General features: G+C 70.7%; 27 protein-coding genes and 2 pseudogenes. 13 read left to right on the top strand and 16 right to left on the bottom strand.

All coding sequences use genetic code 11. The annotated features are described in order from the left end of the window. Positions 1-22: 22 nt before the first annotated feature. The 13 genes from KIT14_09325 to KIT14_09385 all read right to left on the bottom strand — a co-directional run bounded on the left by KIT14_09325 (position 23) and on the right by KIT14_09385 (position 10,952). Entirely contained in the window at positions 23-787 is a 765-nt protein-coding gene (locus KIT14_09325; protein ID MCW5890741.1) for an ABC transporter permease, read from the bottom strand. Further along, positions 784-1,602 (bottom strand): ABC transporter ATP-binding protein, encoded by an 819-nt coding sequence (locus tag KIT14_09330; GenBank protein MCW5890742.1) that lies wholly within the window; start codon positions 1,600-1,602, stop codon positions 784-786. The genes KIT14_09325 and KIT14_09330 overlap by 4 nt, the downstream gene beginning before the upstream one ends. A 13-nt stretch (positions 1,603-1,615) precedes the next feature. Next, positions 1,616-2,680: an ABC transporter substrate-binding protein gene (locus KIT14_09335; GenBank protein MCW5890743.1), complete on the bottom strand. Its 1,065-nt coding sequence runs from the start codon at positions 2,678-2,680 to the stop codon at positions 1,616-1,618. Between the two features lie 27 nt (positions 2,681-2,707). After that, positions 2,708-3,394: a septal ring lytic transglycosylase RlpA family protein gene (locus KIT14_09340; GenBank protein MCW5890744.1), complete on the bottom strand. Its 687-nt coding sequence runs from the start codon at positions 3,392-3,394 to the stop codon at positions 2,708-2,710. Positions 3,395-3,675: 281 nt separating this feature from the next. Next, positions 3,676-5,136 (bottom strand): hypothetical protein, encoded by a 1,461-nt coding sequence (locus KIT14_09345; protein MCW5890745.1) that lies wholly within the window; start codon positions 5,134-5,136, stop codon positions 3,676-3,678. Between the two features lie 137 nt (positions 5,137-5,273). Continuing rightward, positions 5,274-5,849, bottom strand: a complete 576-nt coding sequence (locus tag KIT14_09350; GenBank protein ID MCW5890746.1) for an acyl carrier protein — start codon at positions 5,847-5,849, stop codon at positions 5,274-5,276. Between the two features lie 31 nt (positions 5,850-5,880). Next, positions 5,881-6,573, bottom strand: a complete 693-nt coding sequence (locus KIT14_09355; protein ID MCW5890747.1) for a helix-turn-helix domain-containing protein — start codon at positions 6,571-6,573, stop codon at positions 5,881-5,883. Then, positions 6,570-6,773, bottom strand: a complete 204-nt coding sequence (locus KIT14_09360; protein MCW5890748.1) for a YezD family protein — start codon at positions 6,771-6,773, stop codon at positions 6,570-6,572. Before KIT14_09360 ends, KIT14_09355 begins: the two co-directional genes overlap by 4 nt. Before the next feature lie 26 nt (positions 6,774-6,799). Next, positions 6,800-7,858 (bottom strand): sulfate/molybdate ABC transporter ATP-binding protein, encoded by a 1,059-nt coding sequence (locus KIT14_09365; protein ID MCW5890749.1) that lies wholly within the window; start codon positions 7,856-7,858, stop codon positions 6,800-6,802. Further along, entirely contained in the window at positions 7,855-8,766 is a 912-nt protein-coding gene (cysW, locus tag KIT14_09370; protein MCW5890750.1) for a sulfate ABC transporter permease subunit CysW, read from the bottom strand. The genes KIT14_09365 and cysW overlap by 4 nt, the downstream gene beginning before the upstream one ends. Further along, complete coding sequence (cysT, locus tag KIT14_09375) at positions 8,759-9,586, bottom strand: sulfate ABC transporter permease subunit CysT (protein ID MCW5890751.1); 828 nt, start codon at positions 9,584-9,586, stop codon at positions 8,759-8,761. The genes cysW and cysT overlap by 8 nt, the downstream gene beginning before the upstream one ends. A 37-nt stretch (positions 9,587-9,623) precedes the next feature. Then, the gene (locus KIT14_09380) at positions 9,624-10,625 is read right to left on the bottom strand and encodes a sulfate ABC transporter substrate-binding protein (protein MCW5890752.1); all 1,002 of its coding nucleotides are present in this window, start codon (positions 10,623-10,625) and stop codon (positions 9,624-9,626) included. A gap of 117 nt (positions 10,626-10,742) precedes the next feature. Further along, positions 10,743-10,952 carry a hypothetical protein gene (locus KIT14_09385; GenBank protein MCW5890753.1) on the bottom strand — a complete coding sequence of 70 codons (210 nt, stop codon included), beginning with the start codon at positions 10,950-10,952 and terminating at the stop codon, positions 10,743-10,745. A gap of 483 nt (positions 10,953-11,435) precedes the next feature. Between KIT14_09385 and KIT14_09390 the strand changes: the two are divergent. From KIT14_09390 to KIT14_09420, 7 genes and pseudogenes are all read left to right on the top strand, one after another. Beyond that, positions 11,436-11,633 (top strand): annotated as a pseudogene (locus tag KIT14_09390) (c-type cytochrome). 1,091 nt (positions 11,634-12,724) lie between these two features. Then, positions 12,725-13,111, top strand: a complete 387-nt coding sequence (locus KIT14_09395; protein ID MCW5890754.1) for a tyrosine-type recombinase/integrase — start codon at positions 12,725-12,727, stop codon at positions 13,109-13,111. Between the two features lie 766 nt (positions 13,112-13,877). Further along, the gene (locus KIT14_09400) at positions 13,878-14,306 is read left to right on the top strand and encodes a cupin domain-containing protein (protein ID MCW5890755.1); all 429 of its coding nucleotides are present in this window, start codon (positions 13,878-13,880) and stop codon (positions 14,304-14,306) included. A 424-nt stretch (positions 14,307-14,730) separates the two neighbouring features. Further along, positions 14,731-15,543: a class I SAM-dependent methyltransferase gene (locus KIT14_09405; protein MCW5890756.1), complete on the top strand. Its 813-nt coding sequence runs from the start codon at positions 14,731-14,733 to the stop codon at positions 15,541-15,543. Between the two features lie 86 nt (positions 15,544-15,629). Then, positions 15,630-16,220 carry a GNAT family N-acetyltransferase gene (locus KIT14_09410; protein MCW5890757.1) on the top strand — a complete coding sequence of 197 codons (591 nt, stop codon included), beginning with the start codon at positions 15,630-15,632 and terminating at the stop codon, positions 16,218-16,220. Positions 16,221-16,303: 83 nt separating this feature from the next. Further along, positions 16,304-16,855 carry a cupin domain-containing protein gene (locus KIT14_09415; protein MCW5890758.1) on the top strand — a complete coding sequence of 184 codons (552 nt, stop codon included), beginning with the start codon at positions 16,304-16,306 and terminating at the stop codon, positions 16,853-16,855. A gap of 32 nt (positions 16,856-16,887) precedes the next feature. Next, on the top strand, positions 16,888-17,733 hold the full coding sequence (locus tag KIT14_09420) for an SMP-30/gluconolactonase/LRE family protein (protein MCW5890759.1): 846 nt from the start codon (positions 16,888-16,890) through the stop codon (positions 17,731-17,733). An 11-nt stretch (positions 17,734-17,744) separates the two neighbouring features. Here KIT14_09420 and KIT14_09425 read toward each other — a convergent pair whose 3' ends face one another. Together KIT14_09425 and KIT14_09430 are read right to left on the bottom strand one after the other, a co-directional pair. Then, complete coding sequence (locus KIT14_09425; protein ID MCW5890760.1) at positions 17,745-17,891, bottom strand: hypothetical protein; 147 nt, start codon at positions 17,889-17,891, stop codon at positions 17,745-17,747. A 52-nt stretch (positions 17,892-17,943) separates the two neighbouring features. After that, positions 17,944-18,186 (bottom strand): annotated as a pseudogene (locus KIT14_09430) (phytanoyl-CoA dioxygenase family protein). A gap of 194 nt (positions 18,187-18,380) precedes the next feature. Between KIT14_09430 and KIT14_09435 the strand changes: the two are divergent. The 4 genes from KIT14_09435 to zwf all read left to right on the top strand — a co-directional run bounded on the left by KIT14_09435 (position 18,381) and on the right by zwf (position 22,497). Then, complete coding sequence (locus KIT14_09435) at positions 18,381-19,379, top strand: helix-turn-helix domain-containing protein (GenBank protein ID MCW5890761.1); 999 nt, start codon at positions 18,381-18,383, stop codon at positions 19,377-19,379. 7 nt (positions 19,380-19,386) lie between these two features. Beyond that, the gene (locus tag KIT14_09440; protein ID MCW5890762.1) at positions 19,387-20,028 is read left to right on the top strand and encodes a hypothetical protein; all 642 of its coding nucleotides are present in this window, start codon (positions 19,387-19,389) and stop codon (positions 20,026-20,028) included. Then, complete coding sequence (locus KIT14_09445; protein MCW5890763.1) at positions 20,016-20,954, top strand: hypothetical protein; 939 nt, start codon at positions 20,016-20,018, stop codon at positions 20,952-20,954. The genes KIT14_09440 and KIT14_09445 overlap by 13 nt, the downstream gene beginning before the upstream one ends. A gap of 61 nt (positions 20,955-21,015) precedes the next feature. Beyond that, positions 21,016-22,497 (top strand): glucose-6-phosphate dehydrogenase, encoded by a 1,482-nt coding sequence (gene zwf / locus KIT14_09450; protein MCW5890764.1) that lies wholly within the window; start codon positions 21,016-21,018, stop codon positions 22,495-22,497. 13 nt (positions 22,498-22,510) lie between these two features. Here zwf and greB read toward each other — a convergent pair whose 3' ends face one another. Further along, entirely contained in the window at positions 22,511-23,074 is a 564-nt protein-coding gene (greB, locus tag KIT14_09455; protein MCW5890765.1) for a transcription elongation factor GreB, read from the bottom strand. 239 nt (positions 23,075-23,313) lie between these two features. Between greB and KIT14_09460 the strand changes: the two genes are divergently transcribed. Both KIT14_09460 and chrA read left to right on the top strand, forming a co-directional pair. Then, positions 23,314-24,573 (top strand): VCBS repeat-containing protein, encoded by a 1,260-nt coding sequence (locus KIT14_09460; GenBank protein ID MCW5890766.1) that lies wholly within the window; start codon positions 23,314-23,316, stop codon positions 24,571-24,573. Then, the gene (gene chrA / locus KIT14_09465) at positions 24,546-25,688 is read left to right on the top strand and encodes a chromate efflux transporter (GenBank protein ID MCW5890767.1); all 1,143 of its coding nucleotides are present in this window, start codon (positions 24,546-24,548) and stop codon (positions 25,686-25,688) included. Before KIT14_09460 ends, chrA begins: the two co-directional genes overlap by 28 nt. The last annotated feature ends 6 nt before the right edge of the window (positions 25,689-25,694 follow it).

Genomic DNA, 25,694 nt, shown 5'->3' on the forward strand with positions numbered 1-25,694 from the left:
GCCGGGGCGTCGATGGGCGCGCTCAGGCGACGCCGAACCCCCAGCGCTCCCGCAGCCGTCGCTCGAGCGGCGAGAAGAGGCCGCGGTCGATGGTGACGCCGAGCCCGATGATGAGGAGCATCACCGCCATCACCCGGGCCGCGTCGTTCAGGTCGCGACCGCCCTGGAGCAGGTTGCCGAGGCTCAGCGTGTAGTAGAGGAGCTCGGCCGCCATGAGCGAGCGCCAGGCGAACGTCCAGCCCTGCTTCAGGCCCGCGAGGATCGCGGGCTGTGCGGCCGGCAGGATCACCTGGGTATAGAGCGACGGCCCGCCCGCCCCGAGGTTGCGCGCCGCCCGCAGGTAGACCGGCGGCAGGTTCTTGACGCCCGCCTCCACGCCGAGCGTCACCGAGAACAGCGCCCCCATGACGACGACGAAGACGATGGCCCGCTCGTCGAGACCGAACCAGAGGATCGCGAGCGGTAGCCAGCAGACGCTCGGCAACGCCTGGAAGCCGAGGACGAGCGAGCCGAGCGTCGCGTCGAGGAGACGCGAGCGGCCGATGGCGACGCCGAGCACGGTGCCGAGTCCGACGGCGATCGCGTAGCCGACGGCCACCCGCCACAGGCTCGCGAGCGCGCCGCGCACGAAGAGGCCGTCGCGCAGGCCGCCGGCGAGCGCCGCCAGCACGTCTGACGGCGGCGGAAAGAGATAGTGCGGCCAGATGCCGAGTCGCGCGACGCCTTCCCACAGCGCCAGCAGCGCGACGAAGAAGCCGGCGCGTGCCGCCCAGAGCCCGGTGTTCATGCCGATCCCTCCTGTACGGCGCTGTCGCGCAGCACCGCGAGCACCTCGCGCACGCGCCCGAGCAGGGTCGCGTCCTCGAGCACGCGCGGGCGGGGCAGGTCGATCGTGAACTCCGCCAGGATGCGGCCGGGCCGCGGCGACATCACGAGCACGCGATCGCCGAGCGCCACCGCCTCGCGGGTGTTGTGCGTGACGAAGAGGACGGTCTTGCCCGTCTCCGTCCAGATCGCCTGGAGCTCGGCGTGCAAGCGGTCGCGGGTCATGGCGTCGAGTGCGCCGAACGGCTCGTCCATGAGCAGGATCTGCGGATCGACGGCGAGCGCACGCGCCAGCGCGACGCGCTGCCGCATGCCGCCGGAGAGCTGGTGGACGAAGGCGCGCTCGAAGGACGCCAGGCCGACGAGCCCGAGGTAGTGCCGTGCCACGACGCGGCGATCGCGGCGGGAGAGCCCGAGCTGGCGCAGCCCGAACTCGACGTTGCCGCGCACGTCGAGCCACGGGAACAGCGCCGCGTCCTGGAAGAGCAGGACGCGGTCGTTGCCCGTGCCGCGGACGCGGAAGCCGTCGGTCTCGATGGTGCCGCGGCTCGGGAAGTCGAGCCCGGCGACGAGCCCGAGCAGCGTCGACTTGCCGCACCCGCTCGGTCCCACGATGCAGACGAATTCGCCGCGTGCGATCTCGAGATCGACGTCGTAGAGCGCGCTCACCGGGCCGTCGCGGCCCGGGAACGTGCGGTGGACGTGCTGGAGCGCGAGCGCCGGGCGCTCGGGCGCGGTCTCGGGCGGCAGCCGTTGCCAGACGATGGGGGCCTGCATGGCGACGCCTCCGTCAGCGTGCGGCGACGCGGTTCTTGCGGGCCGCCACCACGGCCTCGAGCGGCTGGAGCGCCCAGATGCCGAAGAGCTGCGGGCGTTCGGTGCCGAGGAAGCCGAGCTCGAAGGCCGAGTCGGCCGCCTTCTGCAGCGTGTTCGGCAGGGGATCGGTCGTGAACTCGGTGTTCTCGAATGCGCTCGCGACCACCGCGTCGGGCAGGGCCTTCGTCGTGATCCGGGCGATCTCGGCGTTGACGACCCTCTGGGCCTTGTCGGGACGCTCGTTGAGGAACGCGATGCTGTCGACGTGGGCTTCGAGCAGGCGGCGGACGAGATCGGGGTGCTGGGTCAGGAACTCGGTGCGGGCGACGACGACGGTCGTGACGAAGCGCCCGTCGGGCCACTCGTCGCGCTCGTCGAGGAAGACCCGGCCGCCGCCCTCGATCACGAGACGCGACACCCACGGCTCCGCCATCCAGGCGCCCTGGATCTTGCCCTCGCGGAAGAGCGTGAAGATGTCCGCCGGTTGCGCCGGCTGGATCGTGACCGTGCCGCCGCGGTCGGCGGTGTCGAGCCCGTGACGCCGGACGTAGAGGCGCAGCGCGACGTCCTGCGTGCCGCCGAGCTGCGGCGTCGCGAACGTCTTGCCGGAGAGGTCGGCGGGCTTGGCGATGTTCGCGTCGGCACGGACGACGAACTGGGCGCCGGCGCTCGAGGCGCCGGCGATCACGCGCAGCGCCTCGCCCTTGCTCTTCACGTAGCCGTTGATGGCAGGGTTCGGGCCGACGTAGCCGACGTCGACCTCGCCTGCGAACAGCGCCTCGATCAGCGCCGGGCCGGCGGGGAAGGTCTTCGGCTCGAGGGCGCCCTCGTCGCCGAGCGCATCGGCGAACGTGCCGCGCGCGACGCCGACGATGGCGGCGGCATGCGTGACGTTGGGGAAGTACGCGAGCCGGACGCGGGGCGGTGCGGTGGCCTCGGCGCGGGCATGGCGGACGGCGGCGAGCACGAGCATGGTGAGCAGGGTGGTCATCCCGAGGACGAGGGCGGCGCGGGTGCGGCGGCGGGCGATGGTGGACATGGCGGGGACTCCTTTCGGGCGGGGGTTTCAGAGGGGCTCGATGAGGACGTCGGCGACGCCGCAGTCGACCATGTCGAGCGCGTGGGCGGCGGCGAGGGAGAGGTCGAGGACGCGCGGCTCCACGTAGGGGCCGCGATCCGTGATGCGGACGACGACGATGCGTCCGTTGCGGAGGTTCGTGATGCGCGCGTTGGTGCCGAGCGGCAGCGTGCGATGGGCCGCCGTCAGCGCCCGCGGATCGAAGCGCTCGCCGCACGCCGTCCGCCGGCCGGCGAATTCCCAGCCGTACCAGGACGCGGTGCCGAGGTGGGGGAGCGGCTCGGCGGCGGCCGGCCGCGCGGCGAGCAGCGCGAGCAGGAGCGCCAGCGTGCCGGCGCGCCGCGCGGCGCACAGGATGCGGCGGCGCAGGCGGTCGGGGTCGAACCCGAGCCGCATGCAGATGCGCTCGAACGTGAACGGGTGGCGCAGGGTGCGGCTGCGCAGCCAGGCGAGCTCGCGGCGGCGGTCGACGGGGCGGCCGTCGAACGCGGGGTTCGAGCCGAGGATGGTGCGGACCGCGTCGTCGAGCGCGGCGAGCATGAGGCGTCGCTCGCGCAGCTGGTCGATCGAATCGAAGCCGCGCCGGCCGCCGTGGACGACGCGCAGCCGCGGCGCGAGCCGGACCGGGCGGCGCGGCGCCGGAGGGGAGGTGGGAGCGAGGCGGGAGTCGAGCATGTGTATGTGTCCTTCGTGGGCGTGAACGCCGGGGCGTGGGCATGACGGAGGTCTGGTCGGGGCGACGGCCCGGGAGCGCACGCTCCCGGGCCTCGCTACAGCCGCCGTTGCGGCCGATCCTCGTCGCGATCTGGATGGTCATGGTCATGGGGTCGTGTCGGTCGTGTCGAAGGGCGGTGCCGCCGTCCGTCCTGCACGGAGCTCGGGCCCCGTGGAGGGGGGAGGACGGACGGCGACACCATCCCCGGAGCCGGTCGTGCCCGGCTCCGGGGGGAGAGACCTCAGTAGGAGACCTGGAACCGCATCAGGAACACGTCCTCGTGGTTGCGGTCGTCCTTGCCGAACGTGACCTCCTCGTTGAACTCGGTGCGCTCCCAGTTGGCCTGCACCTTGAAGTTCTTGTTCAGGTACCAGTTGACGCCGAGGCCGTAGTTCGCGGCCCGCTGCGCCGACTGGCCGTTCTTCGCGAAGCCCTTGTCGAAGAGCTCCGGATCGACCTCGGTGATGCCGCCGCGGGCCGCGAGCTCGAAGGCGCCCCAGCGTCCGTTCCACGGATCGAACGGATTGATCGGGGTCACCATCTTGTAGCTCGCGTCCTCGCCGGTCAGGACGTACGAGGCCTGCGTGAACCAGCCGCTGTTCGTGAAGGTTCCCTCGGTGCTGGTGCCCGCCTTGGTGTCGTCGAGGCGCAGGCGCTGCGTCGACTGGATCCACTCACCCATGAGGCCGAACGGGCCCCAGAAGTAGTAGCCCTGCGGCGAGATGCGGGTGCGCTCGCCGTCGCCGAACACCGACACGTTGCTCGACGTGGCGTAGCGGAACCACGTGGAGCGGCCCGGCGTGCGCAGGCGGAAGGGGCTGGCGCTCGACGAGTCGTCCTTGACGTCGCCGAAGGTGGTGGCGAAGCCGACGCCGAAGCCCTTCGCCCAGCTCCAGTCCGTGTTGCGGAACGGCTGCGCCCAGATGCGCGCGGCGCCTTCCTTGTCGGACGTGGTGTCGCCGTCGGAATTGCCGCCGTCGACGGTGCCGTTGAAGGCGCCGACCTGCCAGAGCAGGGCCTCGTCCCACAGCGTGCCCGACAGCTGGAAGCCGACGTCACGGTTCGGGGCGAGGCCGTTCGCGATCGAGCGCTCGATGAAGAGCAGCTCGGAGCCGCCCTCGAGGCGCTCGAGGCTCAGCGGTACCTTGAACTTCCCGGCCCGGAACGCCGCCCAGGGCTTGAAGTAGTTGACGTCCATGTAGCCGTCCTGGAGCGTCACCTGCCCGTCGCCGAAGTCCGGCATGATGCGGAAGTCGAAGTACTTGTAGACGGTGCCTTCGAAGATCGGACGGACGCGACGCAGGTAGAACGAGTCCGTGCCCGTGTCGCCCCCTTCGAGCGGGAACACACGGGCGTCCGTCTGGATGTAGCCGCGGAACTTCAGCTTGAAGTCGCCGCTGGGTGACTCGAGGAAGAAGCCGTCCTTCCACCCCGCGAGCACCTTCTGCTTGCGCAGCTTCTCGTCGACGATCGCCTCGACCTGAGGCTTATCGACGGGTACTCCCTCCTCCCCCTCCGACGCCGAGGCCTTGTCGAGCCCCTGCTTCTGGATGATCGCTTCGAGGCGCTCGATGCGATCGAGCAGCTCCTCGCGCGTTGGTTCGCGCCTGGCGAAGGCGTCGCCCGCGAAGGCGGGTAGCGCCAGCAGCGCCGCGAGGACCGTGGCGCTGCGCCACCGGTGTCCTCTCGACCGAGTGTCCATGACCGTTCCTCCCAAGGATTGGCATTGGCGTGCCTCCGGTGGACCGGTCAGCGGCGCTCAGGTGTCAGCGCATTGGCCTCCCGCAGTCGGGTGAGCCCTGGACGCACGGCGACGCGTGCGTCCAGCACAGCTTGTCATCAATCATAGCAACATCCAGGCCAGTCGCGGTCCGTCGCGCGGCGGAGACGCACGACGATTCCGCGATCGGCGAGGGGCTCGAACCGCAACGCGAGGTGTCCGAAGGCCTCGGCCGGCGTTCGCGGCGCGAGGAGCACGCGCACGTAGGTGCCGCGGCCGAGGCGCCGCGCGTCGGCGAGGATCGTCTCGAGCGCGTAGGGTGTGAGGCGCAGCGTGCGGGTGATCGCGCCGCCGCCGTGGGGTGTCGAGATCGTGACCCGGGCCAGGGGCGCCGACACGCTCTCCGGTACCTCGGTCGGCCCGGCGGCGACCGTGACCAGCGCCTCGACGAGCTCGCCGCAGGTTCGCACGCGGTCGAGGAGCGCGAGCGGAACGTCGATCCCGAGTGCGGCTTCGAGCGCGATGCCGACGCCGGCGAGGTCGAGCGAGTCCGCGGCGAGGTCGTCGTGGAGCGAGACCTCGGGTGCGAGCGCCGCGGGGCGAACACCGAGCTCGTCGGCGAGCACGCGGCGGATCGTCTCGGCGATCTGCTCGCGGCGCGGGGCCGTCGCGGTGGGCGAATGGGCGGTCGACATGGCGAGGTTTCCTTCCGGCGATGCGCCGGGGTCAGGGCCTCCCGCCGTCGGGTCGGCGCGCGGCGTGCGACGCGTAGGCCATGACGCAATGGACTACCGTCTCCGCCGCCGTCGGGTTGTGATACGTGTGCGGCCGGTCCGCTTGGAAGAAGACGGCGTCGCCGGCCTCGAGACGCGCCATGGCGTCGTCGGCGTGCAGGATGAGCCCGCCGCGCAGGACGACGAGGTGCTCGACCGTGCCCGGCGCGTGGGGCTCGGCGGCTTCGACGGCGCCCGGCCGGAACGCGAGCTCGTAGAGCTCGGGCACGAGGCCGGGCGGCGAGAGCAGGCGCGAGCGCAGATCGCCCGTGCCCGAGATCACCGTGCGGCCCTCGCGGGCGCGCTGCACGCGGAAGAAGACCGCGCCTTCCTGCTGGACGAGCAGGTGCGCGAAAGGGACGCCGAGCGCCGTCGCGAGCGACCAGACGACGCGCAGGCTCGGCACCGCGCGGCCGTCTTCGAGGCGCGCGAGGATGTCCGGCGCGACGCCGCTGCGGGCCGCGAGCGCGTCGAGGGCGAGCCCGATGCGCTCGCGCTCGCGGCGCACGTTCGTGCCGATGGCCGCGCCGAGCGCGCGGCCTTCGGGCCCGTCGGGCCCGCGCAGGGCGTCCCTGCGCTCGGCGACGATCGCCGCGCGGACGACGTCGTCCGGCGTGGCGTCGCCTCTGTGGGAGCGGTCGGTCACCCGGCCGTTCCCTTCCGTCGCTCGACCCGGAACTTCTCGAGTCGTTCCACCTGCACCACCACCCCGTCCTGCACGATGGCCGTCACCGACCCGTAGCGCAGGCCGCGCAGCGCGGCGTGGATGCGATCGAGCGTCTCACGGACACGCTCGATGGTCTGACCGCCCCCGTCCACGGCGTCGTGGTCCCGTGCGTCGTCCATGACCTTCTCCTTCTGCTGACGACCGGTCATATCGAGTACTCCTGCACGAAGAGCCGCACCTGGCGGGGCGCGACGTGCACGACGTCGCCCGTCTGGATGCGCAGCTCCGCGTACTTCTCCCAGCTGACGTCGATGTTCAGCACGACGCCGAAGGCCTCCGAGTAGACGCGCACCTTGACGACCGGGCGCGCCGGATTGACGTGCACCACCTTCGCCTCGAGGCTCGGGCGGCCGTTCTTCGACTTCAGGATCTCGAGCTCGTGGGAGCGGATGAAGGCGGTGGCCGCGCGCTCCTCGGAGCCGTCGTATTCCGGTGCCGCGATGTCGAGCGATCCGAGCTTCGCGCGGCCGTCCTGTACGTGCCCGTGGAACACGTTCACGTTGCCGAGGAAGTCCATGACGAAGGGGTTCGCCGGGTTCTCGAAGATCTCCGCCGGCGTGCCGACCTGCTCGATGCGCCCCTGGCTCATGATGACGACGCGGTCGGAGACCTCGAAGGCCTCCTCCTGGTCGTGCGTGACGAAGACGCTGGTCACGTGCAGCTCGTCGTGGAGCCGCCGCAGCCACTGCCGCAGCTCCTGGCGGACCTTCGCGTCGAGCGCGCCGAAGGGCTCGTCGAGGAGCAGCACCTTCGGCTCGGCCGCGAGGGCGCGGGCGAGCGCGACGCGCTGGCGCTGGCCGCCGGACAGCTGCGACGGCAGCGAGCGCTCGAGCCCCTCGAGCTGCACCAGCCGCAGCAGCTCGTGCACGCGCTGGCGGATGTGCTCCTTGCCCGCCTTGCGCACCTTCAGCCCGAACGCGACGTTGTCGAACACGTTCATGTGGCGGAAGAGCGCGTAGTGCTGGAAGACGAAGCCGACGTTGCGCTCGCGCACCGCCGCCGAGGTGACGTCCTCCTCGTGGTAGTAGACGCTGCCCTCGTCGGCGACCTCGAGCCCGGAGATGATGCGCAGCAGGGTGGTCTTGCCCGAGCCCGACGGCCCCAGCAGCGCGAGCAGCGAGCCGCCGGGCACCTCGAGGCTGACGTCGTCGAGGGCGAGGAAGTTGCCGAACCGTTTCGTGACGTTCTTCACCGTGATGCTCATGCTTCACCTCCGGCGGTCTGGAGCCGCTTGGCCTCTTCGAGCTCGCGTCGCGTCTTCCACTCGAGGACGCTCTTCAGGAGCAGCGTGACGACGGCGAGCATGGCCAGGACCGACGCGACGGCGAAGGCACCCGGCATGTTGTATTCCTGGAACAGCTTCTCGACCCGCAGCGGCATCGTGTCGGTGCCGCCGGTGATGCGTCCGGAGACGACGTAGACGGCGCCGAACTCGCCCATCGCACGGGCGTTGCAGAGGATGAGGCCGTAGAGCAGGCCCCACTTGATGTTCGGCAACGTGATCAGCCGGAACATCTGCCAGCCGCGGGCACCGAGGCTCACGGCCGCCACCTCCTCCTCCGAGCCGAGCGCTTCCATCAGCGGGATGAGCTCGCGGGCGATGACGGGGAAGGTGACGAAGCAGGTCGCGATGATGAGCCCGGGCAGCGCGAAGATGATCTTGATGTCGTGTTCGCGCAGCCAGGGCCCGAGATAGCCGTGCAGGCCGAAGAGCAGGACCAGCAGGAGGCCGACCACCACGGGGGAGACGGTGAACGGCAGGTCGATGAGCGCGGTGACGAACGCGCGCCCCGGGAAGCGGAAGCGCGCGATGCCCCAGGCCGCCGCGAGGCCGAAGATCAGGTTCAGGAGGACGGCGACCGGCGCGACGATGAGCGTGAGCTTCATCGCGTGGAGCGTGTCGTGGTCGCGGGCGATGTTCTGCCAGTAGACCGCCGCGCCGTCCGCGAACGCCTCGGTGAAGACGTTCACGAGCGGGACGACGATCAGCAGCACGATGACGCTGACGGCTGCCAGGGTGAGCGTCCAGCGGACCCAGGTCGGATCCTCGTGGGCGCGAAGAGGGACGGGCGTGGCGCCCGCGACGACCTTGCCTGCCGTGTGGTCAGACATGATGGCGCGAGCTCCAGCGCTCGAGGGCGTTGATGCCGAAGAGCGTGACGAACGAGATCACGAGCAGCACGACCGCGATCGCCGTCGCCTCGTTGTACTGGAAGGCCTCCAGCTGGGCGACGACGAGAACCGGCGCGATCTCCGTCTGGTAGGGCATGTTGCCCGAGATGAAGACGACCGAGCCGTACTCGCCGAGCCCGCGGGCGAAGGCGAGCGCGAAGCCCGTGATCACCGCGGGGAGGATCGACGGGAAGATCACCCGCCGGAAGGTCTGGAAGCGATCCGCCCCCAGGCAGGCCGAGGCTTCCTCGACGTCCCGCTCGAGCCCCTGCAGCACGGGCTCGAGCGTGCGGACGACGAAGGGGAAGCCGATGAAGGTGAGGACGAGGACGATGCCCAGCACCGAGTACGAGCCCTGGATGCCGAGGGGCACCAGGAACTGCCCGTACCAGCCGTTCTCGACGTAGAGGTTGGAGTAGACGAGACCGGCGACGGCGGTGGGCAGCGCGAACGGGAAGTCGACCAGCGAGTCGAGGAGACGCTTGAGCGGGAATTCGTATCGCACGAGCACCCACGCGACGAGCAGGCCGAGGACCACGTTCACCGCGGCGGACGCGAACGATACGAACAGCGTCAGCCGGTAGGCCGCGATCGCGCGTTCGGTCGAGACCGCGGCCCAGAATTGCTCCAAGGACAGGTTGGTGGCTCGGATGAACCCGGCCGCGATCGGGATCAACACGAGCAAGGTCAGGTAGGTCATCATGTACCCCAGGCTCAGTCCGAACCCGGGGAGCACGCGGCGGTTGACGTCGGTTGCCATGGGAGTGTGCCTCCGTTGGTACGGTCAGCCTCTGGATTCACTTCTTCGGCTTGTAGATCTGGTCGAAGACCTTGCCGTCGCCGAAATACTTGTCGTAGGCGTCGTCCCAGTTCTTCGCGACCTGGGTCACGTCGAAGAGCTTCATGTCCGGGAACGTGGCGCGGTTCGCTTCGAGGATTCCCGGGTCGGTAGGGCGGTAGAAGTGCTTGGCGATGATCGCCTGGCCCTCGGGGGTGTAGAGGAACTCGAGGTAGCTCTTGGCGGCGGTCGTCGTGCCCTTGCGCTCCGTGTTCTTGGAAACGATCGCGAGCGGCGGCTCGGCGAGGAAGCTCGCCGACGGGTAGACGATCTCGACCTGCCCCTTGGCCTCCTCGACCTCGAGGTGCGCCTCGTTCTCCCACGTGAGGTGCACGTCGCCGATGCGCTTCTGCACGAAGGTCACCGTCGAGCCGCGGGCCGCGAGGTCGAGGACCGGCACCTGCTCGTAGAGCTTCGTGACGAAGTCGAGCGCCTCCTTGTCGGAGCCGCCGTGCAGCTTCACGTAGCCCCACGCGGCGAGGAAGGAGAGCTTGCCGTTGCCCGAGGTCTTCGGGTTCGGGGTGATGATCTGGACGTCCGGCTTGATGATGTCCGGCCAGTCCTTGATGCCCTTCGGGTTGCCCTTGCGGACCACGAAGACGATCGTCGAGGTGTAGGCGGTCGAGTTGTTCGGGAGGTCCTTCTCCCAGCCGAGCGGCATGAGCCCGGCCTTGGCGATGGCGTTGGTGTCCGGCCACATCGCGAGCGTCGCGACGTCAGCCTCGAGGCCGTCGACGACCGCCCGGGCCTGGCTGCCGGATCCGCCGTGCGACATGCGCACCGTGGGTGCGGCGCCGCCATTCTGCGCCGCCCACTTCGGGGCCCAGGCGGCATTGAGCGCCTTCCAGAGCTCCCGCGTCGGGTCGTACGACACGTTCAGGAGCTCCTGTGCGGAGGCGGTGAGCGGGGCCATCGCGAGGAAGGCGGTGGCGATGAGGGCCAACAGGGTACTGGGGCGCATGCTGGGTTCTCCTTTTTCGGCGGATATGGGCGTCGAGTTCAGGACGCGGGTGTGCCGTTCGCCGGGAGGGGCCCGACGTTCGGGGTGAGGAGCGAAATATCGTGCAGATCTAGGCGGCTAGGCCGCCAGGAGGGTCGCGGAGCCTCGACAAAGCCAGCTCCGCTCCGGGGCGAAGGGCAGGGGAGGCAGCGTGGCGGTCGCCTGCATGGCGCGGGCGGCGTCGCGGAGCGCGCGGGCGCTCTGGTTGCACGAGCGGAGGTGTCGCTTCAGGCGGAGCCAGCGCCGCTCGAGGTCGGTCAGGGGCTTCGGGGTCGTGGGCTGCTGCATCGGAGGATTCCTTCTCGTCGGGCCGTGTCGTCGGATGATGTGGGTGAACGGGATGCGCGGAAACAAAAAAGGCCCGGGGGGTCAGGAACCTCCCAGGCCGTGGTCCGCGTTGCGTTCGATCCGTTTAGGACACGGCGACGAGCGCGCAGCGACCGGCGAGGGAGTTCCCCCGGGCCGAGATACAGCAACAGCAAGTCGCTGCGGGCAGCATCGTCACGGGTGCGTGTATGCCGGCGCTCCGCGTCGAAGTCAAGAAATTTCTCGATATCGCGGGGCGCACAGCGGCTGGGCGTCGCGCTTGCGGGTCGGGACGCCGTGTGGCGCAGTGCTCTCGTGCAGCGAATCGCCCGGCGCGTCGCCGTCCTCGGTCCCTTCCTAGTGGTCCTGGCCTGCGGCGCGGAGCCGCAGAAGGATGCACCCGCGCCCGCGGCTCCGGCACCGGCCGCGACGGCTCGGCCGCAGCCGAAGAAGCCGCCCGTCCGCATGACGATGGAGGCGCTGCACAAGCTCGGCGGCGTACCCGCGGGCTGGCAGCTGACGCCGCCGCCGGGCGACGTCGCGCGCGGCCGCCAGCTCTTCGTCGACTTCGGCTGCAACTCCTGTCACCGCGTCGAGGGCGAGGCGTTCTCGGCGGAGGCGGGGTCGGGCGGCGTCGGTCCGGACCTCACCGGCATGGGCGCGCACCATCCACCCGCGTACTTCGCGGAGGCGATCCTCAACCCCGACGCCATCCTCATCGAGGGCGACGGCTACATCAGCGAGACCAACACCTCGACGATGCCGGTGTATCCCGAGATGACGCTGGCCCAGCTCGGCGACATCGTCGCCTACATCAGCTCGCTCACGACCGGCGGCGCGCACGCGGGGATGGACCACGCGGCGATGGGGCACGCGGGCATGGGGCAGGCGCCGGCAGACCCCGCAGGCGTGGACCACGCCGCGATGGGGCACGCGATGCCCGGCGGCCCGCCGACCGCGGCCACCATGCCGCCGCTGCCGCCGAGTCTGCTGCCGAAGCCGACGCCGCCGCCGAGCGCGGGACGCAGCTTCTTCGTGCAGACCTACGACGTGCTGCCCGGTCGCGTGCCGGACTTCGAGGCGTGGTTCGAGCGCGAGGGGCGCCAGCGCTTCGCGGCGATCCCCGGGCTCGTCAGCCTCGACACCTTCGTCGATACGACGCGCAACGGCCCGTCGGTCACGACCATCTTCGGCTTCAAGGACGACCAGTCGCTGAACGACTTCATGAACGACCACGACCCGGGAACGATGAATCTCGGACTCGCGTTCGACGGCTTCATCGGGACGCACGATCACACGGTGTTCCGGCAGTCGCCGATCTATCGGGCGCCGAAGCTGTCGTTCGAGTCGCCGGCCCCGGCGCGTTGACGCCCGTGTTCGCTGCGCGGATATCTTTCCGGATCGTCGTGTTTCGGGGTTGATCCGGCGCGCGGGCGGGGTTTGGAGTCCTGCGCCATGCAGGCGTCGGCGTTCTGGACGAGTGGTCCCGCGACGTCGGCCTCGATCGCCGGCGAGCCGCGGCTCATGGCTCGTCTACGGGAGGCCCTGCGGGTTCGCCAGTCCAGCGCGCGCACGGAGCGCGTTCCGCTCGTGATGTCGCGCGACGAGGTGCGTTGCGTCCTGGCGTCGATGCAAGGCGAGCCACGGCTCTTGGCCGACCCGCTCTACTGCTCGGGCCTGAGGCTGCGTGAGCGCGCGTCGCTGCGCGTGAAGGACGCGGACCTCGCCCGTGGGCAGATCATCTCCCCGAGACGGTGCTCCCGAACGCCGTCGCCCGCGCCGTTCGCGCCGCCGGCCTGACGAAGCCGGCCTCATGCCAGACGTTCCGCCACTCCTTCGCGACCCATCTCCTCGAGGACGGCTACGACATCCGCACTGTCCAGGAGCTCCTGGGTCACCACGGCGTCTCGACGACGATGATCCATGCGCACGTCCTGAACCGCGGCCCCGCGGGAGTGCGCTCGCCGCTCGATGGGCTGGTGGACGTCGAGCGGGGCGCCGTCCCGAACGAAGCCCACGGGGTTATGTCGCCGAATTGGATGGTGGTGCGTCGCCGAGCAAGGAGGAGGAGGCATGAGGCCCGTCGGGCAGATTCGACAGATACGAGCGCACGCGACTGCTGCGGGCGGAACGGCATATGACGCCGAACTGGGTGGCGCCCGCGGTGGGCTGCGCTGCGGGACAATAGACGTTGGGCAGACGTTGGGCGGACCTGCTCACCGGCTGAAAATGGGAGACAAGTATGCAACGGTATGCGAACCGCGGTGGCGACTCCGGCGTTGTCGGTTACGACATGGGCCCTAACTTCATCGTCGTCTACTTTGGTGATCGCTCGAAGTACACGTACACAGCCCAGAGCGCGGGTACGGACAATGTCGAGGCAATGCAGCAGCTAGCGCAGGCGGGGCATGGGCTCAACGCCTACATCAGCAGCCACGTGAAGCATCGATACGAGTCTAAGGGGCGGTGGTGACGGCCGTGTTCCATTCGTGAGCGGGTGAGGACATGGTGACAGATCAGTCCGAGGACATGGGTAACAGTCGCCGGTGTCGATGGAGTCTCCCATAGGCATCCTCGATCTTCATCGAGCGCTCCAAGAGGCGCCCAAGTCGCAGGCGCCCGACGTAGACGTTCCAGATTCCGTCGTCGATCTCGTCGAGGCCGACGTACTCGCCGATGCAGGTTGTGGACACGGTCCCCACGCATTATTCCAGCGAATGCCTCCGTTCGCGCTGACGTAGCGGACTTCGAGGCGATCGGGATACGCGAGTGGGGGCGGCTTGCTCGGCATCGGTCTGGGCGACGGCTGGTAGACGGACGCGGGCGTCTGCTGGTCCGGCGCTTCGTGCGGGCGTCGGCGCACCAGACCTGATTCGGCGTCACGATCAGCGTGTTGGGCTTGCCGGGATGGCCGATCACGCGGCGCGGGGTGCGACGGCGGATCAACCCGCGGCGCTTGAGCAGCGCGGCGGTGACGGAGCGGCCCGGCAGCGACCACGTTGGGTGACGAGTGTATTCCCCGGTCACTTCCACACGAAGGAGCAAGCGATCGCGGAGATCATGCGAGACGGCTATTGGCCCGTGTCGTGGATCGACAAGCCGGGAAGCGAGCTCGGGCCCCACCTCCACCGAGGCGACGAAACGCTCTATGTCGTGGACGGGTCCCTCGACTTCTGTGAGACCGAAACCGGTGAGACGCACCATCTCGAGGCAGGCGACAAGCTCGTTCTGCCGGCGCGCCTTCCTCACAGTGCCAGTACGACCGAGGGTGCGACGTACATAATGGGGATCAAGACGCTCGTGTCGTTCGATGAGCACATCCTCCCTGCGACATGAGGTGACGCCCAGCCCGCCGGTGCAGACCGACCGCGCTCCGCGCGGCGGCTGGCCGGCAAGACGCGGCGCGGTCTCCTGCGATCCGGGTCTCGGATTCGAGATCGACGTGTAGGGCGCAGGGCAGTCGTCGCCGAACGCGCCAGGTTCTCGGGCCGAAGGTAGTCTCATGAAGGCGATCTTGATCCGACACGCTGAGTCGTCAGGGTAGGATGCAGAAGCTGGCCTGTTCGTGAGCCTGCGCAATCCCCACGTCTTCGAGGTCGACGCGACCGGCGCCATCTGCGAGGTGCGCAGCTTGTGGCATCCTTCCGCCTGACCCGCCGCCGCAACCGACCGGAGGCGCCGGCGGCAGGGCGGCAGTGGCGTTGGCCGGGCGACGTCGGGAGGCACCACCGCAGGCCTCGCGACTGAACGGGAGATCGCCATGGGAGATTCTGGCCACTACGCGATTCGGGGCGGTGTCGAAGGCCGGGAACGGCTCCGCATTCTCGCGCGCGTCATGCATGCGAGCTCGATGTCGCTGTTCGACCGGCTCGGTCTGCGTGATGGGCTCGTGTGTCTCGATGTCGGCTGTGGCGGCGGAGACGCCACCGTGGAGCTGGCTCGGAGGGTCGGCCCGCATGGCAGGGTGATCGGCGTCGATATCGACGAGGAGAAGCTCGAGATGGCGCGCACCGAGGCGCAGCAGCGAGGTGTCGACAACGTGGAGTTTCGCGTGGCCGATGTCCGCGAGGACCTGGGGGCCGGTGACTTCGATGTCGTGTACTCGCGATTCCTCCTGACGCACCTCAGCGATCCTGCTGCCGCCGTGCGCGCGTTCTACCGCCATCTGCGCCCCGGTGGAGTCCTCGGGGCCGAGGATATCGACTTCAGCGGGCATTTCACCTACCCGGAGTCGAAGGCGTTCCGGCGGTATCACGAGCTCTACTGTGCGACCGTGGGCCGACGGGGCGGTGACCCGAACATCGGACCGCGCTTGCCCGGGCTGCTGAAGCAGGGTGGCTTCGAAGACGTCGGGGTCTGGGTGGTGCAGCCGGTCGGCACGCAGGGGGAAGCCAAGCTCCTCAACCCGCTGACGATGGAGAACATCGCCGGCGCCGTGCTGGAGGACGGTCTGGCGTCGCAAGAGGAGATCGACGAAGTGGTGAGGGATCTCTTCCAGTTCGCCGCCGATCCCGACACCGTCGCCGGAATGCCACGAGTGGTGCAGGTCGCGGGTCGCCGCGCCGCCGCCTGACGTCGCTCCGCTGGCGCCGGCCGGCCGCCGGGATCCGAAAACGAAACCCGTGCCGCACGTACCTCACCAAACGGCAGGAGGATGCGATGAACCGTCCCGCGACCGAGGTTCGCAGTGCCCGACCCGACGAGGTGCCCCAGGCGATTTCCGCCATCGTCGCCGCGTTCATCACGGATCCATTCGCACGCTTCCTGTGGCCGTCGCCCTATGCGTATCTGCAATCAGGTCCCGCGTTCGTCCGCGCATTCGCAGGACGGGGATTCGCGTGCGGGTCCGCATACGTCTGTGCCGACTTCTCCGGCGCTGCGCTCTGGCTACCTCCCGACGTGCACCCCGACGCCGAGACCCTCGAGACGGTGGTTCGCGAGACGGCGGAACCGGCCCGTCTCGACGATGCCTTCGGTGCCCTCGAGCAGATGGCGCAGGTGCATCCCGCGGGCCGTCATTGGTACCTGCCGCTCATCGGCGTGGATCCGAGCCGACGCGGGCAAGGTGTCGGCGACGCGCTGATGCGTCACGCCCTGGCGCGGTGCGACGAGGACGGCGTGCCCGCGTACCTCGAGTCGACGAACCCGCGTAACGTCTCGCTGTATCGGCGCCACGGCTTCGACGTCGTCGGCGAGATTGCAGTGGGCGCATGCCCGCTCCTCACGCCGATGTCGAGGCCGCCGCGGTAGGTGCGCTCGTCCGGCTCCGGTCGTGCTATGGGTCGGCCGGCGCGGGCGGCAGTCGGTCGGCCTCGAAGAACGGGAGTGTCCCGATGGCAGAGCTCCTCGAGAATCCGGTCACGGGCGAGTCGATGCGGGTGCTGGTGTCGACGGCGCAGGCGTTCACGGCCCAGTATGCTCTCCGTCCCCACGGAGAGATTCCCGGTGAGCACCGACATCCCGGCAAGGAGCAGTCGGTGTCCGTGCTCTCTGGTGAGCTGCATCTACGGGTCGATGGGAAGCACTGTATCGTTCGCGCGGGGCAGTCGATGACGCTTCCCGCCGGAGCGCGGCACTTCCAGTGGAATCCATGTGACGACGAGGCCGTCGTCATCGAGGATATCCGGCCGGCCGGCCGCATCCACGACTTCTTCCGGGTGCTATTCGGCCTCGCACGGGATGGCAGGACGGATCGCAACGGATATCCGTCTCTCCTGCTGGCTGCGGCGCTGTTCGCCGAGTTCGACGACGACGTCCAGCCCACTGCGTTCGGGATGCGCCTCGTGTCCTCGGTGCTGGGGCCGATCGCCCTGGTCGCGGGCTATCGACGCCAGATCGACGAGTATCTCCCGGGTCCTCGCAGGCCTGACGTGCCGGTTCCGTAGGCGGCCCGCGGGCACCGTGCTACGAGGCTGCCATGTCCCTCGCTTCCACCGTGTTCGCCGACGGCTTCGTCTTCCTCGAAGGGCCACGCTGGCACGCCGGCAAGCTGTGGCTCTCGGACATGCACGACGACCGCGTGCTGACGCTCGACGCCCAGGGCACGGTCGAGACCGTGGTCGAAGTGCCCGGCCGGCCGTCGGGCCTCGGCTGGACGCCCGACGACCGCCTGCTCGTCGTCTCGATGGTCGACCGCCGTCTGCTGCGGCTCGACCCCGGCGGCCTCGCGCCGGTCGCCGACCTCGGCGACATCGCGACCTACCACTGCAACGACATGGTCGTGGACGCGCGCGGCCGCGCCTACGTCGGCAACTTCGGATCGAACCTCGAGGACGGCGGCCTGCCCGATCCCGCCGCGCTGGCGCTCGTCCTTCCCGACGGCACCGTGCGGATCGCCGCCGCCGACCTGCGCTTTCCGAACGGCACCGTGCTGACGCCCGACGGGCGCACGCTCGTCGTCGGCGAGTCGTTCGGGGCGTGCCTCACGGCGTTCGACGTCGCCGACGACGGCAGCCTCTCGCGCCGCCGCGAATGGGCCAGGCTCGACGGCGCCATTCCCGACGGCATCTGCCTCGACGCCGAGAGCGCGATCTGGGTGGCGTCGCCGATCAGCAACGAGGTGGTGCGGGTGCGGGAGGGCGGCGCGGTGACGCACCGGATTCCCGTCGGGCAGATGGCCATCGCCTGCATGCTCGGCGGCGACGATCGCCGGACCTTGTTCGTGCTGACGGCGCCGACGACGAACCGCGAGGCGTGCCGCACGGCGCGTGCGGCGCGGGTGGAGACGGTGCGCGTCGACGTTCCCGGCGCCGGGTTGCCGTAGCGGCCGCGGGTTCAGCCGAGCCGCCGGGTCGGGTCCGCCATCTCGCCGTCGATCTCGACCCAGCCCATGTAGGTCTCCGGCGCGTACGTCCATCCGAGGAGACGCTGGACCTGCTCCGGGTAGCTCCGCACCACGCCGGGGCCGAGGGAGAGGTCCATGTTTCTCCTCTTGCCGGACGGCCGCGGAATCGAGGCCCAGCGTGAGCCCGGTGCGATACTGATCCGCCGTACGGTTCGTGCCGCCGCCGTGATGGGTCGAGCCGAGAAAGAGCAGCCCGGAGCCCGCCGGCATCACGGCCGGCACGGCCTCGGAGGGATCGGCGAGACGATCCTCGCTCCAGACATGGCTGCCGGGGACGACCTGCGTCGCGCCGTTGTCCGCCGTGAAGTCGCTGACGGCCAGCATGAGCTGCAGCCGCACCTGGCGGCCGTAGTCGGGGTAGCGCCACAGCATGGCCCAATGATCGCGGTGCAACGGCTGCGCCCTCGCCGGGGCCGATCTGGATCAGCTGCGCGCCGCCGAGACGCAGCCCCGGACGGACGGCACGCGCGAGGTCGCCCGAGCCGTAGACCACGGGATGATCGACGAAGTGCTCGGCCGCACCTAGGAGCAGCGGATGGATCGCCAGGTCGGCGGCGCGACGGGTCTTGGCGAAGAGGGCGCTCATCCGGCGGGTCAGCGCGCTCGTGATCCCGGCGGTGTGGCTCGCGCAGCCGTCGCCGTTCGCCGATGCCGCCGTGTACCAGGTCGCGGTGCGGACCCTCGAAGCCCAGGCCGAGCGCCTGACGGGCCACCGCTATACGCCGGCGCTCGTCGAGGAGCTCATGACCTACGGCGGGCAGGGCGGCCGCTCGCTCGAAGAGGTGGCGCGGCGGCTCGCGGTGTCGTCGCGCACGTTGATCCGCCGGCTGCGCGAGGCCGGCACGACGTACCGCGCGCTGCGCGACGTCCGTCGCCGGCAGCGCGCGCTCGCGTTGCTGTCGGACACCGCGCTGACCGCGGCCGAGGTCGCCTATCGCCTGGGCTACGAGGACGCGTCGAACTTCGGGAAGGCATGCCACCGCTGGTTCGGCTGCTCGCCGGGAGCGCTGCGCGCGCGCACGCGGGCGGGGCGCGGACGTCCGGTCGCCGCCGCCGCGCTTGTGTCCCGGCTGGACCGCGAGCAGGTGGGAGCGATGGCGCGTGCAGCGAAGACCGCCGTGAAGCCGGCCTCCGGCGACGCCGCCCGTCTGGTCGACGCGCGCATCCGCTCCCTGGGCGGCTGGCGCGCGGCGACGCTGGCGACCGTGCGTCGTCTGATCCACGAGGCCGATCCCGACGTCGTGGAAGCGTGCAAGTGGGCGAAGCCGAGCAATCCGCAGGGCGTGCCGGTATGGTCCCACGACGGCATCGTCTGTACGGGCGAAGCGTACGCGCAGGTGGTGAAGCTGACCTTCGCCCGGGGCGCGTCCCTCGACGATCCCCGCGGTCTCTTCAACGCCGGCCTGGAGGGCGGCACGCGGCGCGCCATCGACATCCGGGAGGGTGAGTCGCTCGACGCGACGGCGTTCAAGCGGCTGGTGCGGGCCGCGGTCGCCGAGAACGGACGCGTGCGTGTCGCGAAGACGCCCGGCCGCCGGTGCACGCCCGGCACGCGGGGAGACTGACGATCCCATGGCCGGCGGAGGAGCGCAGCGACCTGCGGCGGTCGGCGTCGCGGAGCACGGCAACTCGGCGGAGCTCGTCACCGTCGCGGGCGACGGCGAGATCCTGGACCGCCGTCGCATCGACCTCACCGCGCCCGACTTGCCGACGCACCCCCATCACCACGAAGGCTCCTGGGCGGTGGGGCGCTATCGGAACAGCCCGTGGGCGCGGGCGATCACGCTCGAGGAGGCGGTGGCTCTGGTCGAGCGCGTGCGCGTGGCCGCCGCGCGCGGTGCGTGCGAGCACCTCGCGGCGGTGGCCGGAGCCGTTCCCGTGTCGATCGCGTGTATCGCGATCCGCCGGTGCCCCGCGCTTCCGCCCACGACCGAGGAGCGGATCGCCGACAATCGCGCGCAGACCGTCGCGGACTCCGTCATGTACCGCCAGGCGCTCGCAGCGGCGGCCGAGGCCCGCGGCTGGGCGGTGTACTGGTACGATCGTGAGCGCGTGTTCCGGGACGCCGCTGCGGCGCTCGGGCGCGAGGACGTCGACGCCGTCCTGCACGCCATGGGGCGCGCGGTCGGGTCGCCCTGGCAGGCGCGGCACAAGCTCGCCGCTGCCGCGGCGCTGGCCGCGACGTCGCGCGACGCCCCGTCATGCTCGCGCTGATCTTCTGGCTCTGCGTCGCGCTCGATGCGGCGGTGGTGCTCCTCGTCTTCGTGCTCGGGCTCGCCGCGGCGAAGCCGTCCGGAACCGCGCCGGCGCAGGTCGCCCTCGTCCTGCTCGCGCTGCCGGCGGGCGTGCTCGCGGCGGCGGCGGTCACGTGGGTGCGCAGCCGCTCGCCCCTCTGGCGCGGGCTGGCGTTCGTCGTCGCGGTCGCGCCGCCCGTCGTGGCCGTCGCCACGCAGGCGTCCTGGCGCGTGCAGCTGCGCGCGTACGGCGACGCCGCCGGGGAGCTGACGTTCTTCACGGCGGGGCCGTCGCGCGACCTGGTCGAGGCGATCCGGCGCAACGATGCGGCGGCCGTTGCGGCGCTGGTTCCGCAGGTCGACGTGAACGCCGCCGGCCTCGCCGGCATGACGCCGCTGGTGGCCGCCCTGCGCCAGCTGCGTGCTACCCCGGAGCGGCAGGAGGCGCTGCCGATCCTGCTCGCCGCCGGGGCGGATACCAATCTCGGCGCCGGCTACGAGCTCCCGCTCGAGATGGCGCTCCAGATCGTGCGGCAGACGGGGCCGGCGCCGGTCCGCATGCTGCTCGACGCGGGGGCGGACCCGAACCGCACCGGGCCGATGGGGACGCCGCTCTGGTTCGCGGGGGCCGGGCACAGCGTCGGCATCGACGTGCTGTCGATGCTCCTCGCCCATGGGGCCGACCTGAACGCCACCGGCCCCAGGGGCGAGCGCATCCTCTTCTACGCGGCCGACGCTCGGAACTGGGACGCCGTCACGTTCCTCCTCGATCGCGGCGTCGATCCGCAGCAGGGTCGTTCGCCGAGCGGGCAGACGTTCGCGGCGATGCTCGACGCCGACGCCGGATGGGCGAGCGCCGATCCCGGATTCGCCGAGGTCCGCGAACGTCTCGGGCTTCGGCGTTGAAGCGGGACCATCCGGCCTGTAACGAGGGCGGCCTCGAGGAGGTGGCTTCGTTATGACGCGCATGCCGGGATCGGCGCCGACGCAGCTCGAGAATCCGACGGACGCCGCGGGCACGCGCCTGCGGCCCATGCATCCGCACGTGGTGGTGCTCTTCGGCGCAGCCGGCGATCTCGCCCGGCGCAAGCTGATCCCCGGCCTGTTCCAGCTCTGCCGCGTCGGCCTGCTGCCGGTCTGTCGCATCGTCGGCACGTCGCTCGAGGAGCTCGACGACGACGGCTTCCGCACCTTCGCGCGTGCCGCCTGCGACGAGTTCTCGCGCTCGCCGTTCAGCGAGGAGACGTGGGCGGCGTTCGCGGCGACGCTCCACTACGTGCCGCAGTCGGCCGGTCCGGCCGGGCTCGCCGCCGTCGTCGCCGCCATGGAGCGCCAGCTCGGCGACGGCGTGCGCCGCCTGCACTACGTGAGCGTGCCGCCGCGTGCGGCCCGCGCGGTGGTGAGCATGCTCGGCGACGCGGGGCTCGCCGAGCGCGCCAGCGTCGTCATGGAGAAGCCGTTCGGCACCGACCTCGCGAGCGCCCGCGAGCTCAACGCCGCGGTGCATGCGGTCTTCGACGAGAGCCAGGTGTTTCGCATCGACCATTTCCTCGGCAAGGAAGCGGCGCAGAACATCCTCGCGTTCCGCTTCGCGAACGGCCTCTTCGAGCCGATCTGGAACCGCCAGCACATCTCCCACGTCCAGATCGACGTTCCCGAGACGCTCGCGGTCGGCAAGCGCGCGCCGTTCTACGAGACCGCCGGCGCGTTCCGCGACATGGTCGTGACGCACCTCTTCCAGATACTCGCCTTCGTCGCCATGGAGCCGCCGACGGCGCTGGAGCCGCGCTCCATCAACGAAGAGAAGAACAAGGTCTTCCGCTCGATGCGCCCGCTCGACGTGAACAACGTCGTGCGCGGCCAGCACGAGGGTTACTGCTCGCTCGACGGCGTCGATCCGGACTCGCAGACCGAGACGTTCATCGCGCTCAGGTGCGAGATCGACAACTGGCGTTGGGCGGGCGTGCCGTTCTACCTGCGCACCGGTAAGCACATGGCCGAGGGCGCGCGTATCGTCTCGATCGCGTTCCTCGAGCCGCCGCGCAGCATGTTCCCGCCGCAGTCGGGCGTGGGGACGAAGGGGCCCGACCATCTGACCTTCGACCTCGGCGAGTCGTCCAAGGTGTCGCTCTCGTTCTACGGCAAGCGGCCGGGCCCCGGCATGGTGCTCGAGAAGCTCAGCCTCCAGTTCGCGCTCCAGGAGAAGGAGGCGCAGACGGACGTGCTCGAGGCCTACGAGCGCCTGATCCTCGACGCCATGAGCGGCGACAAGACGCTCTTCCCGAACGCCGAGGGCATCGAGCGGCTGTGGGAGGTTGCGCAGCCGCTGCTCGACGATCCGCCGGAGGTGCAGCTCTACAAGTGCGGCACCTGGGGCCCCAAGTCCATGCACAACCTCGTCGCCCCGTTCGGCTGGCGGCTGCCGTTCGAGCGCGGCTGGCGCGAGTAGTCGGCGCCGCCGCTCAGGGCAGCGGCTCGTAGCGGATGTCGAGGACCTCGAGCTCTTCGGGGCCGCGCGGCGTGCGCAGCGTGACGACGTCGCCCACCGACGCCTTCAGCAGCGCGGTCGCGATCGGCGAGATCCACGACACCCGCCCGCGCGCCGGATCGTACTCGTCGACGCCGACGATGCTGACCGTCTGCTCCTCGCCGGACTCGCCCTGGTAGGTGACCGTCGCGCCGAAGTAGACGCGGTCGTGCTCCTTGCCGGCGTTGTCGACGATCACGGCGCTGTCGAGGCGCTTCGAGAGGAAACGGATGCGGCGGTCGATCTCGCGCAGCTTGCGCTTGCCGTAGATGTAGTCGCCGTTCTCCGAGCGGTCGCCGTTGCTGGCGGCCCAGGCGATGATGTCGACGAGCTTCGGACGGTCGACCTTCCACAGGCGGTTCAGCTCGTCGTGGAGCCGCTGGCGGCCCGCGGGCGTGATGTAGTTCGTGAAGCCGCCGGGCAGGCGCGCGTCGTCGTCGGTGACGTCGTCGTCGGTCGCGTCGTCGCCGTCGGGCTCGCGCGTGAAGGCCTTGCTCATGGGCCGGAGTCTAGCCCCTCGGCCCCGGGGCGGGCGAGACGTGGAGGGGCCGGCGCGGCGTCGGCGTTCGCGTGCGAGCGCCGTGCGGACCCGCTGGCGGACCGCCTGCAAGGCGGTGGGCTCCGGCCCCCCGGGCGCAGTGTGGGCGGTCACGCCCGGGAGGTGGTCGGATGGATGGCACCGCGGCCGTGACCCCCTCGAATTGACAACCGGGCCGGGACACGGCTCCATGCCGCGCCATGCGCCGATACCTGACGCTCCTCCTCGTGTCGTGTCTGGTCGCCTGTGGCGGAGAAGGGGGGGGCTCCGGCGGCGGCGCCGCGGCGCCGGTCCCTGCCGCCGACGTCCCGCCGACGCGCGAAGCCCTGACCGGCGGGCCGTTCCCCGCCCTCCTCGTCACGCAGGCGCAGTTCGTCGAGAAGCGCGGCGCCGACGGGAAGACGGAACAGGTGCCCGGCCCCGCGAAGCTGATCATCGTGCGCGAGACCCCGGAGGGCTGGAAGACGGTGGTCCTCGAGGACCCGGACTCCAACGTCTTCCACAAGGCAGTGCCGTGGGACGACGGCATCCTCACCATCGGCGGCAACCAGGCGCTGCTGCGCACGTGGAAGTTCGCCGACGGCGAGTGGAAGCAGGAGACGCACTGGAATCCGAAGTTCGGCGGCAAGTTCGATCGGCTGCGCGACTTCGAGCACGCCGACGTCGACGGCGACGGCAAGGAAGAGCTGGTGATCGCCACGCACGACCAGGGCGTCATCGTGATCGTCCACCCCGACGAGAACTGGCGCGTCGAGCAGGTCGACGCGACGCCCAACACCTTCGTGCACGAGATCGAGATCGGCGACATCGACGGCGACGGCAAGCCGGAGTTCTTCGCGACGCCGAGCGCGCCGAACAAGCTCGACGAGGAGCAGCCCGGCGAGGTGCGCATGTACAAGCGCGACGCCGAGGGCACGTGGCAGAAGTCGATCGTCGACGCGCCCGGCGACACGCACGCGAAGGAGGTCCTCGCGGCCGACGTCGACAAGGACGGCGTCTCCGAGGTGTACGTCGCGTGGGAGGGCGCGATCGGCCAGGGCGGCGCGCTCGTCCGTCCTGTCACCGTGAAGCAGTACAAGTGGAAGGACGGGAAGTTCGAGGGCACGACGGTCGCCACGGTGCCGGACCGGCAGATGCGCGCGATCCAGGCCGGCGACGTCAACGGCGACGGCAAGATCGACATCGTCGCCGGCGCGCTGTCGTCGGGCCTCTGGCTCTTCGAGCAGGGCGACGGCGGCGCGTGGAAGGCGACGGTCATCGACAAGGGCTCGTCGGGATACGAGCACCCCGTCCATCTCGCCGACCTCGACGGTGACGGCGCGCTCGAGATCTACGTCGCCTCGGAAGAGCAGGGCGAGCTGCGGCGTTACGCGTGGAAGAACGGCACCTGGGAGAAGACGGTGCTCGCGCCGCTCCACAAGGGCGACATCACCTGGAACGTGACCGACGGGAAGCTCTGAGGGCCGAGCGGCTCGGCGAGCTGGCGCGGCTGTTCCTGCGCCTCGGCGCCACGGCGTTCGGCGGGCCGGCGGCGCACATCGCGCTCGTCGAGCACGAGGTCGTGGGGCGGCGGCGCTGGCTCGATCGCGCACGCTTCCTCGATCTCGTCGGCGCGACGAACCTCATCCCGGGGCCGAACTCGACCGAGCTGGCGATCCACATCGGCCACGATCGCGCCGGCGCCGCGGGCCTCGTGGTCGCCGGCGTCTGCTTCATCCTGCCGGCTACGCTCATCGTGCTCGTGCTGGCGTGGGCGTACGTACGCTTCGAGAGCCTGCCGGCGTCCGCCGGCGTGCTCGCGGGCGTCGAGGCGGTGGTCGTCGCCATCGTCGCGCAGGCGCTCTGGCGCCTCGGGCGCGCGGCGATCCGCGACCGCACGCTCGCGGGCGTGGCGGTCGCCGCGATCGCGGCGGTCGTGCTCGGGGTGAACGAGCTTCTCGTGCTGCTGGTCGCGGGCGTCGTGGCGGCGGGGCTGCGCGTCGGCGCCGGGCTCGCCGTCGCCGCCGCGCCGCTCGGCGTCGCGAGCGCGACCGCCGCCACGGCCGTGGCGGCGACGCCGTCGGGGCTCTTCTGGGTGTTCGTGAAGATCGGCTCGGTGCTGTTCGGAAGCGGCTACGTGCTGCTCGCGTTCCTGCGCACCGATCTCGTGGAGCGCCTCGGGTGGCTCAGCGAGCAGCAGCTGCTCGATGCCATTGCCATCGGGCAGGTGACGCCGGGCCCGCTCTTCACCACGGCGACGTTCGTCGGCTACCTGCTCGCCGGCGTGCCGGGCGCGCTCGCCGCGACCGCCGGCATCTTCCTGCCCGCCTTCGTATTCGTGGCGCTCACCGCGCCGGTGATCCGCCGCCTGCGCGCGTCGCCGCTGACGGGCGGGCTGCTCGACGGCGTCAACGTCGCCTCGTGGGCCCTCATGGCCGTGGTGAGCGTGCCTCTCGCGCGTGCGGCGCTCGTCGACGTGCCGTCGGTGCTGCTGTGCGCGGCGAGCGGTGCGCTGCTGTGGTGGGGACGGATCGATTCGACCTGGCTCGTGCTGGGCGGTGCGCTCGCCGGCGCCGCCCGCACGCTGCTCGCCTGAGCGGGC

The sequence above is a fragment of the bacterium genome (genome assembly GCA_026129405.1).
In the GTDB taxonomy this organism is placed as follows: Bacteria; Desulfobacterota; Binatia; order DP-6; family DP-6; genus JAHCID01.